The 8,934-nt window shown below is 54.6% G+C and carries 7 protein-coding genes and 1 tRNA gene; 3 read left to right on the top strand and 5 right to left on the bottom strand.

Annotated elements, in window-relative coordinates; genetic code table 11:
• Positions 1 to 120 precede the first annotated feature (120 nt).
• Complete coding sequence (locus AC0AP0_RS05835; protein ID WP_490429685.1) at positions 121 to 741, bottom strand: isochorismatase family protein; 621 nt, start codon at positions 739 to 741, stop codon at positions 121 to 123.
• A 348-nt stretch (positions 742 to 1,089) separates the two neighbouring features.
• On the opposite strand from AC0AP0_RS05835, the gene AC0AP0_RS05830 reads away from it, so the two are divergent.
• Positions 1,090 to 1,860, top strand: a complete 771-nt coding sequence (locus AC0AP0_RS05830) for a GNAT family N-acetyltransferase (RefSeq protein WP_490429684.1) — start codon at positions 1,090 to 1,092, stop codon at positions 1,858 to 1,860.
• A 32-nt stretch (positions 1,861 to 1,892) separates the two neighbouring features.
• Here AC0AP0_RS05830 and AC0AP0_RS05825 read toward each other — a convergent pair whose 3' ends face one another.
• Positions 1,893 to 4,160, bottom strand: a complete 2,268-nt coding sequence (locus tag AC0AP0_RS05825; protein WP_490429683.1) for an ATP-binding cassette domain-containing protein — start codon at positions 4,158 to 4,160, stop codon at positions 1,893 to 1,895.
• Positions 4,157 to 4,594 (bottom strand): MarR family winged helix-turn-helix transcriptional regulator, encoded by a 438-nt coding sequence (locus AC0AP0_RS05820; protein ID WP_198178630.1) that lies wholly within the window; start codon positions 4,592 to 4,594, stop codon positions 4,157 to 4,159. The genes AC0AP0_RS05825 and AC0AP0_RS05820 overlap by 4 nt, the downstream gene beginning before the upstream one ends.
• A 524-nt stretch (positions 4,595 to 5,118) precedes the next feature.
• On the opposite strand from AC0AP0_RS05820, the gene AC0AP0_RS05815 reads away from it, so the two are divergent.
• Both AC0AP0_RS05815 and AC0AP0_RS05810 read left to right on the top strand, forming a co-directional pair.
• Positions 5,119 to 5,568 (top strand): MarR family winged helix-turn-helix transcriptional regulator, encoded by a 450-nt coding sequence (locus AC0AP0_RS05815; RefSeq protein WP_490429682.1) that lies wholly within the window; start codon positions 5,119 to 5,121, stop codon positions 5,566 to 5,568.
• A 126-nt stretch (positions 5,569 to 5,694) separates the two neighbouring features.
• On the top strand, positions 5,695 to 7,065 hold the full coding sequence (locus AC0AP0_RS05810) for a DHA2 family efflux MFS transporter permease subunit (protein WP_490429681.1): 1,371 nt from the start codon (positions 5,695 to 5,697) through the stop codon (positions 7,063 to 7,065).
• Positions 7,066 to 8,109: 1,044 nt separating this feature from the next.
• Here AC0AP0_RS05810 and AC0AP0_RS05805 read toward each other — a convergent pair.
• Positions 8,110 to 8,197 (bottom strand) — tRNA-Ser (locus tag AC0AP0_RS05805).
• Between the two features lie 125 nt (positions 8,198 to 8,322).
• A partial coding sequence (locus AC0AP0_RS05800; protein ID WP_490429680.1) for a catalase occupies positions 8,323 to 8,934 on the bottom strand: 612 nt, incomplete at its 5' end.

The following is an 8,934-nucleotide window of genomic DNA, read 5'->3' as shown; positions in this document are numbered from 1 at the left end:
GATCCCGAACGGGTGGCTCAGGTGGTGGCCTTTGCCATTGATCAGCCTGAGGATACCAATGTGTCGGAATTCACCGTAGGCCCTACCATTCAGCCCTGGTGAATTCCTCCGCCGCTGCCTTTAGTCGCCACTGGAGGAAAGAAGACAAATGCCGGCTTGTGCCATGGCCTTTCGAGCCTCAACGCCCTGATCCTCGCTGACCGGGACAGTCAGATCCTCGAAGACCGTGACCCGGTAGCCCAGTTTCGCGGCATCAAGGGCTGTCTCCTTGACGCAGTGGGATTCGGCGATGCCTACTACGTCCACTTGGTCAACGCCAGCTTGCGCCAGGGCATCGGCCAAGGTGACTCCAGATGCTTTGGCCGAAGCGAACTCCTGCCTGCTCTGGATTTTATCGGTGTTGTCTTCGATGCCTTCGAATCCGGAGTAGGCAGCTGAATACTGGCCCTTTTTGAAGTGATGGGTGATGCCCAGCTCCCGAATACTGGGATGCAGCTCCGCCCCAGGTGAGCCTGCCACGCCGTGCTTGGGCCAGGTGTCCACAAAATCCGGGTGATCGGACCAGTGGGATCCGGGTTCGATGTGCCAATCCTGGGTGGTGGCCATGTAGGTATAGTCCCCGGCATGGTCGTGGACATAATCGGCGATTTTGTCGGCCGTGGCGTTGCCTCCCTCGACTCCCAGCTCACCTCCTTCGCAGAAGGTCGGTTGAACATCCACGACGATCAAAGCCTTGGACATAGTGATCACTCCCTTGGTCGATGCTGACGGTAGGCAGAGGAAATACCGGTTGAAGCTCCTCGATCATTTCTTCTTACGTATTAGTTTAATTCTCGCAGGTGAGTCGGTCTTCCAGGTTGAGTGCATGTGGACAAATGTGGCGGCGGATCAGCATCTTGCGCACAAGACGATAAGACAAGTAGCGAAGGAGGACAAATGTGGTTGCGCGAGGCGGATTCATACGGACTTTTGGGGTGTTTACTTGGTAGTCTAAGTGCCAGGATTGTACGGAGTTATAGCTGATGCTTCTGGGGCTACCTCTTTCGTACGTGACAGAGCGGGCATCGTTCCAAGGGAGGAGATGCGGGTATGAGGATCAATGAGTTTGGGCAACCTATTGGTGATGCGATTTCGTTTCCCGGGGCCATTACGCCGGAGCCTGTCATCTTGACTGGCAGTACTGTTCTGGCAGTGCCCTTGGACGGCAACCAGGGTGATGCCTTCTATGAACGGATTTTCAGTCCAGAATGCGACAAAGCCATCATGACCTATAGCACTCACGATCTCTACCCTGATAGACCATCATTCGACTCAGGGTTCGAATCCATGATTGAAAGTCGCAATCCTCTCTTCTTTGCTATTCTCCGCAATCCGTCTGCACATGGACTCAGTGTCGGTCAGTCTGCAGATGGAAAGGATGCGGATATACGGAAGCATGTGAAGCTTCTTGATTCGTCGGATCTGTTGGGCATGTATGCCTTGCAGCGGATAAGGTCCGACGTGGGAAGCATTGAGATGGGGCACGTTATCTATACCCATGAGTTGCAGAGAAGCAGGCAGGCTACCGAGGCCCAGTATCTGATGGCTAGGCATGTCTTCGAGGACTTGGGCTATCGCCGATACGAGTGGAAGTGCGACAGCCTCAACTCGCCCTCACGGGCGGCAGCGCTGAGGCTGGGATTCAAGGCTGAAGGCCGGTTCAGGAACGATATGGTCTACAAGGGCCGTACTCGGGATACGGATTGGTTTTCCATATTGGACAGCGAATGGCCGGCAGTGAAAGAACGGTTGGAGACCTGGCTGGATGATGACAATTTCGATCAGCAGGGCAGGCAGAAGCGCCGTCTGCAAGATTGCTGAACTATTGCTGATCTGACTGCAACCCCTTATGGTTACACTGCGGCATCTTTGAAAAAGCCGAAATAGGCATTCATGGCTCGGGCTGTAGGAGTGTCATTGCGGCGCATCAGCGCAAGCGGAGTTCCTTCAAATAGCACTTTTCCGCCCGCGCTTCCGGCTCCCGGGCCCATATCGATCACCCAGTCGGCCTGGCCGATGAAGCGCAGGTTATGTTCTATGACGATGATAGTGAGTCCTTTGTTGGTGATGAGTTTACGTAGGAGCGCAATCTGCTGCAGGATATTGGATTCATGCAGGCCGCTGGTAGGCTCATCCAAAATCAGGGTCTCATGAATTCCTTCCTTGAGTAGTCTGGCCAGCTTGAGGCGTTGCAGCTCACCGCCCGAAAGCGTATCAAGAGCCTGCCCAACGGATAGGTAAGACAGACCCACATCCTCCAGGGCCTTCATCGCTGGCCCCAGCACTTCACGATATTGGTGCATAGCCTCGCTGGCAGTCAGTTTCAGCACCTGGGCGATGTTGAGACCACGGTATCTGGCAGACAAGATCTGCGTTGAATACCTGGTTCCATGGCAGCTTTCGCAGATAGTGCTGGTGTCGCCCATGTAGGCAATATCCAGGGTGACGACCCCCTTGCCCTTGCAGACCGGACAGGCTCCGGCAGCGTTGAATGAGAAGAGCGAGGGGGACTCGCCTGTGGCCTTGGCAAAGGCCTTGCGCAGCGGGTCGAAGACACCCAAGTAGGTCAACAGGTTGGAGCGTCCGCTGGTCTTGATTGGTTTCTGATCCAGGAGTAAGGCCTCATGTTGAGCCATGAAGCCTTCCTTAATAAGGGTGCTCTTACCTGAGCCGGCCACCCCGGTCACCACAGTCAGCATTTGCCGGGGTATCTTGGCGTGGGCTTCTCTGACGTTGTGGGCAGTGACCTTGTCTATTGTATAGAAGCCATGCGAAGGCACCGATGGTTCATTTACCACGCCTGGATCTGCCAGGGCTCTGCCAGTTGCTGTGCCGCTTCTCAGCAGAGACTGATAGTTCCCTTCAAAGACGATCCGTCCGCCTTCACTGCCTGCCCCTGGCCCCATATCGACGATATGGTCCGCAATGGCGATGAGCTCGGGGTCATGATCCACGATCACTACCGTATTGCCCTTGTCTCGCAAGCCCTCAAAGATTTTCTTGATCCCAGTCAGGTCATGGGGGTGCAAGCCAACGCTTGGCTCATCGAAGATGTAGAGGACGTCATTCAAGGGGCTGTTCAGGCAGTTGGCGATTTTCAGACGCTGTCCCTCTCCTCCGGAAAGTGTGGAGGTGCCACGCTCCAAACTCAAGTAGCCCAGACCCACCGTTATCAGATTGGCTATCTTGCGTTTCAAGTCCTGCAGAATGGTCTCAGCCTGATCGTCATGAATCTTTCCAAGCCATTCCTGGAGGTCTGCCACGCTCATGGCGGAGCAGTCAGCTATGTTCAGTCCGCGGATCCTGGCTGAGCGCACCTTGGCGTTGACTCTGGCCCCCTGGCAGTCGGGGCATTGGGTGATTCGCGTAACCTCCTCCAGCTCATGCTGGTACTTGTCGTTGCTCTGGTTGATGAAGGTCTTGGTGATCCTGGGCACCAATCCCTCATACATGGCTGTCTTGTGCCAGTTGGGGCCAGGGTGTGCCGGTTTTTGCCTCTTGCCGTAGAGCAGGAAGTCGAGGTCATCTCTGTCCCACTCCTGTAGAGGCAGGTCGTTGTCAAAATAACCTGAATCCGTATACCTGGTCAGCCTCCAGCCGCCTGGCTGGAAGGTGGGAAAGTAGATGGCTCCCTGGTTCAGCGAGAGATCCATGTTGAGCAGGCGATCAAGCACCAGAGTGCGCACAGTTCCGAGTCCCTGGCAGATCGGGCACATCCCCGCAGGATTGTTGAAGGAATATGTCATGGAGTACCCGATGAAGGGCTGGGCCATACGGGAGAACAGCAGGCGCAGGGCAGTGTAGATATCAGTGTAGGTGCCCACGGTTGAGCGGGCATTGCCCGAGAGCTGCTTTTGGGTTACGACAATGGAGAAGGGCAGGTTGTCGATTCGGGCGACTTCCGCAGGCTCATACTTGGGCAGGAGCTGCTGAATGTAGGAGCTGTAGCTGCGATTGATTATGCGCTGTGATTCGGCTGCCAGCGTGGAAAACACAAGAGACGACTTTCCTGAACCCGACAGGCCGGTGACCACGGTGATGGCCCTCTTGGGTATGGCCAGTGAGACTTGTTTGAGGTTGTGCGTGGAGGCCCGATCAATAAGAATGCACTCGGTCCTCATTGGGCGACTCGCTCCTGGCGTAGCTTGTTGATAAGCCTGTTGGCAAGAGTAGCGAACTCTTCCTGTTCGTCTTTGGACCAGACCTGTCGGGCATCTTCCTCAAGGGTTTTATGCTGTTGATCGATGATGTCAAGCATGTCCCGGCCATCCTGGGTCAGATTGGTCTCCAGCTCTCGCCGGTCGTGGGCGTCAGGCACCTGCCTGATGTATCCGAGATCGCGCAGAGTGCTGAGGTTCTTGGAGACCTTGGATCGGGTTATGCCGAGTCGCTGACCAATCTGTGAGGGCGTGGACGCTCCTGTGCGCAGAACGGTGAGGATGTCGAACTGTTGCCAGGTGATGTTCCCCGGGTTGACCCTGTTGCGCTCTGCTACGAATTCGCACTGCAGATACATGAGAGCATCGTAGAGGGAGGACGGATTATTTGATTTCATTATAGAAACTATATCATATCGGAAACTATCTATTACCCGGATAGCTTGCTTTTCTCTGAATTCGTTCTTGTCTGACTGTATTGACTGATGAAGCCACGTCTCAGGAGGTTCAATATTGGCCTTGTGGTGTTGAAAGAGCTTCTTGCATGAGAGTAGGCGTGTGTCTGCCTGGTGGATCCCTTGATGCGGTTTAGCAATTTTCGCTGTTGGCCGCTCCAAGGTAAAGGAGGTCTATTGGACTAAAGGCTCGTGATTTGTTGACAGCGGCGGTGGGATGGAGTGTCAACTTATCATCCTATCAGTATTGCTTAGTCAATCGGCTATGCAGAACGACGATACTGAGGCCTAAATGCTAGGTAAACCAGCATGCCCACCGGTCGGAAAGGCTGAGCTAAGGCTCTTCTTTTGCTCGAGCCTCCTGTATTAAGAACGTTGATGAATAGGTTCTTGTATTTCCTTGATTTGACAGCTAGGCTTTCTTCGCTAATAATGTAGCATGCTACATTTTAGAGAGGCGGTATTTTTTGGAGCTCTCGGAGAAGCGGCCAGAGGGGCTGGTCAAAATAGCCAACACCCTGCTGGAAAAGCACATGAATGAGTGTGTGCGGAGCATCTTTCCCAATCTGACTGGTCCCCAATTCGTCATGGTCTATTACCTGTATGAGCATGAGGGCCTGGAGGTTACGCAGAAGACGGTGGGCGACAGGTTCCGTTTGAGCCATCCCACGGTTCGGGGAGTTGTCAAACGGCTGGTCAAGGCAGGATGGCTGACGGCAAAGCCACAGACTGATGACCGACGTCAGATGGTTCTTGAGCTTACCGGACATGCGCGCAAGGAGCTGAACGCCCACCAGGTCGAGATCCGGCATGCATTGGAGGCCACGGGCAAGCTTGCCTTGAAAGGGTTCGATGAGCAGGAGAGCAGACAGCTTGTCGGCTATCTGGAACGAATCATTAGAAACATGGAATCCTGATCTGCTTTTAGTTGGATCAAACAAGCTTCGGACCGAGTCGGTGAAGGACGGGGATGATGCGGTATGAATGAGGATGGCGGCAAAGGGGAAGGAAGCCAAGGCGGGACTGAGGGAAATCGCACTGCGATGATGGGCACGCTTTTGGCAGGGGCCTTCCTGGCCTTGATGGCGGAGACTTTCCTTAACAATGCTCTGCCAACCATTATGGCGGAATTCCATGTGTCCCAATCCACCGCACAATGGCTGAGTACCTCCTATCTGCTGGTGGTGGGGCTGATGATACCTGTATCGGCTTGGGTATTTTCCAACTTCCGGTCCAAGCACACCTTCATGGCCATGATGGCTATTTTCCTGACTGGTTCCCTGGTCTGTATCTTCTCCGAGGGGCATTTCCCGCTGCTATTGGTGGGCAGAATCATCCAGGCCGTGGCCGCTGGATCGTTGATGCCTTTCATTCAGAATGTGGTACTGCTGCTTTTCCCGCCGGATAGGCGCGGTGTGGCCCTGGGCGTGGTGGGCCTGGTGGTGGCCTTGGGTCCCACGGTTGGCCCCACGCTCTCGGGGTTTGTTTTGGAGCACTGGTCCTGGAGGGCCTTGTTTGTGCTGCTTGCTGCCTTGAGCGCCGCGATCCTGGTGGCGTCGTTTTTCCTGGTCTATACGGTCAACCATCGGGTGAGAACCCGGCTGGACGTGCCTTCCGTGGTTTATTCCTGCCTGGGTTTCGGGCTCATTCTGTACGCCCTGTCCGCCATTGGAGACGCGGGTGGTGCGTCAGTGCTTGACCTGGGATTGCTGCTTGCTGGCGTGCTGGTCGTAATCCTGTTCTGCCGACGCCAGCTGCGTCTGGAGTCTCCGCTGGTGAATTTGCGTGTCTTCACGAACGCTACTTTCAACCTGACCAGTCTGCTGAGCACCCTGAGCAACATTGCCATGGTCGGGGTAGAGCTGGTACTTCCCCTATACCTCCAGAATACGCGCGGGTCAAGCGCACTCACCTCTGGTCTGGTCATGCTGCCAGGAGCCATTGTCATGGGCATATTCAACCCCCTCTCTGGTCTGATCTATCAAAGAATCGGAGCGAGGAAGATTTCCCTTTTGGGGTACACGGTGCTGCTTGCCGGAACCTTGCCGATGATATGGTTCGGCACTACTACCAGTCTTATCGTGATCGCCTCCTGCTATGCTCTGCGCTTGGCAGGAGTGGCGCTGGTCATGATGACCACCTTCACCGAGGGCATCAACGCGCTGCCCGCAGAACTCACGGCCCATGGCAACGCGGCTGCCTCGACTGTCCGCCAGGTGGGCGGTTCGTTGGGTACGGCCGCAGCCATGATGATCGTCACCATCGGCGCTCTGCGCGGCAGTCTCAGTGGAGCCGCGACAGCCCAGGCTCTCGACCAGGGCTACCAGTGGGCCTTCATCTTCCTCGCATTCGTAGCTCTAATAGGCCTGTGCGCTTCGCTTTTCCTTAAACGGTATAAAACTGAGAATGAGTAAGAAAGGTATCTTTTCGCTTTCAAAGCAGGGATCGTTGCTGACATCGATTGACTCATAATGTTAACGAGCAGGATTCTGGATTGGCGAAGTGAACCTTTGCTGCCAGTGGATACAAGAATTAAGAGATTCATTACAGACCCCAGACACGCATGCATAAGAGACGATGAAGATAGAAGAATCAACTTATCCATCGTCTTTTGCAGTGCCCTGCAGCCCATTTCGGATCCAGACTGCTTCTCGGGCGCAGACCAATACCATCCGGAATAACTCAAGCCCGAAGAGATACCAGAATCAGTCAAGCAGGGAACACCGAGGAGGTAGAAAACAACTATTGTGCAGGGCAAGGCCAGGAATTCGACAAGGAAGAGAAAAGCGTTATCCAATACGGGGCGAAGGAAGCCCTCGGTAATCGAATCAGTTATGCTCTTGCCTGCGATGCATCCTAAAAATAGCAGAATAATTGCATGCACCGGCGACCATACCCCTGTGCTAATGCCTGATTGCAGCAAAGGTATGACGCTGATATAGATGTACGAAATACAAACTGATTTGAAGCACGTTTTCTCATCGCATAACCTGCAATCTACTGTGGATGTACTCGGCGCTTAGACCAGAAGAGGCGCCTATCAGCCTGGCGACCAGAATTGCCAGTGACTTTTCCACCCCGGTCTCGAACCTGCGAGGAAGCGACCGGTGATTCGCTTAAGTACGATCACCCGTCGCACAGCATATGGGTGCTAACTTGTAGCTGATGACGGGCCTGAGCACATCTTCGCCTGCATTTGTCGTAAGTCTGCAAAGGCATGGCTCTGAACTTTCTCTGTCCTGCTCTGCTCGCAGCCTCTTGTCGCCTCCGGACATTTCTGACTTGCGAGGTGCTTAGGTGATGAGGCACCTTATCGTAACAAGACCGCCTAGCTCGCTATATTAAATGACCTGCTAAGACCAAACAAAGGGGAAAGCAAGAGGATCGACAGTGCAAAGAATGGCAATGTCGATATTGTGCGTACAAAAAGAGTCTTGAACCACTGTCCAAGACTCTGCTGGCGGAGGATACGAGATTCGAACTCGTGAGGGCGTGAACCCAACACGCTTTCCAAGCGTGCGCCATAGACCACTAGGCGAATCCTCCAAGGCTGCAATGTACGGAGTCATAGACTACATGACCCCGATCAAGGCAACTAGGAAATAGTAACACAGGGCGGGGATTGCAGACCAGTCCAGACGTGTCGCCGGCAGTTCCCGCCCTGTTCTGTGTTACTTGATCTGATCCATGGAAAGGCCAAGAGCCTCGGCTACACGCTGGCCGTAATCCGGGTCTGCCTGGTAGAACTGCTTGGTCTCAAGGACCTGGATCTCCTGGTCGTCAACGGATCCCAGGTTGTTCTTGATGGTCTGGATCAGACGGTCCTTCTCTTCCGGGCTCATCAGCCTATAGAGACGGCCGGCTGCGGAATAGTAGTCCTTGTCATAGGGGCGGGAGTACTCGGTTTGCCCTTGGACGGCATCGCCGTGCATACGGGCATCGTTGTCTTCTATGGGGCCGCCCTTGCTGTTGGGCTCATAGTTGACCGATCCGTCCTGCCCTTGGGACATGAACCCGTCCCGCTCGTAGTTGTGAACCTCATTGACCGGCCGGTTGATGGGCAGCTGTTCGTAGTTGGCTCCCAGACGGTAACGCTCAGCGTCCTTGTAGCCGAACAGGCGGCCCTGCAGCAGCTTGTCGGGCGATGGCTCGATGCCGGGGACGAAGTTGGCGGGAGAGAAGGCCGCTTCCTCAACATCATCGAAATAGTTGGTCGGGTTGGTGTCCAGCACGAACTCGCCTATCTCAATGCGCGGATAGTCCTTCTTGGAGACCACCTTGGT

The organism is Bifidobacterium sp. POST2/T3 (B1) (assembly GCF_058197115.1).
The sequence above is the reverse complement of the archived record's forward strand: the minus strand, read 5'-3'. Positions and strand labels throughout refer to the sequence as shown.

What these genes read in the sequence shown, in the direction of transcription:
- AC0AP0_RS05835 (WP_490429685.1), bottom strand. Translation starts at nt 741, where the DNA reads ATGTCCAAGGCTTTGATCGTCGTGGATGTTCAACCGACCTTCTGCGAA.
- AC0AP0_RS05830 (WP_490429684.1), top strand. Translation starts at nt 1,090, where the DNA reads ATGAGGATCAATGAGTTTGGGCAACCTATTGGTGATGCGATTTCGTTT.
- AC0AP0_RS05825 (WP_490429683.1), bottom strand. Translation starts at nt 4,160, where the DNA reads ATGAGGACCGAGTGCATTCTTATTGATCGGGCCTCCACGCACAACCTC.
- AC0AP0_RS05820 (WP_198178630.1), bottom strand. Translation starts at nt 4,594, where the DNA reads ATGAAATCAAATAATCCGTCCTCCCTCTACGATGCTCTCATGTATCTG.
- AC0AP0_RS05810 (WP_490429681.1), top strand. Translation starts at nt 5,695, where the DNA reads ATGATGGGCACGCTTTTGGCAGGGGCCTTCCTGGCCTTGATGGCGGAG.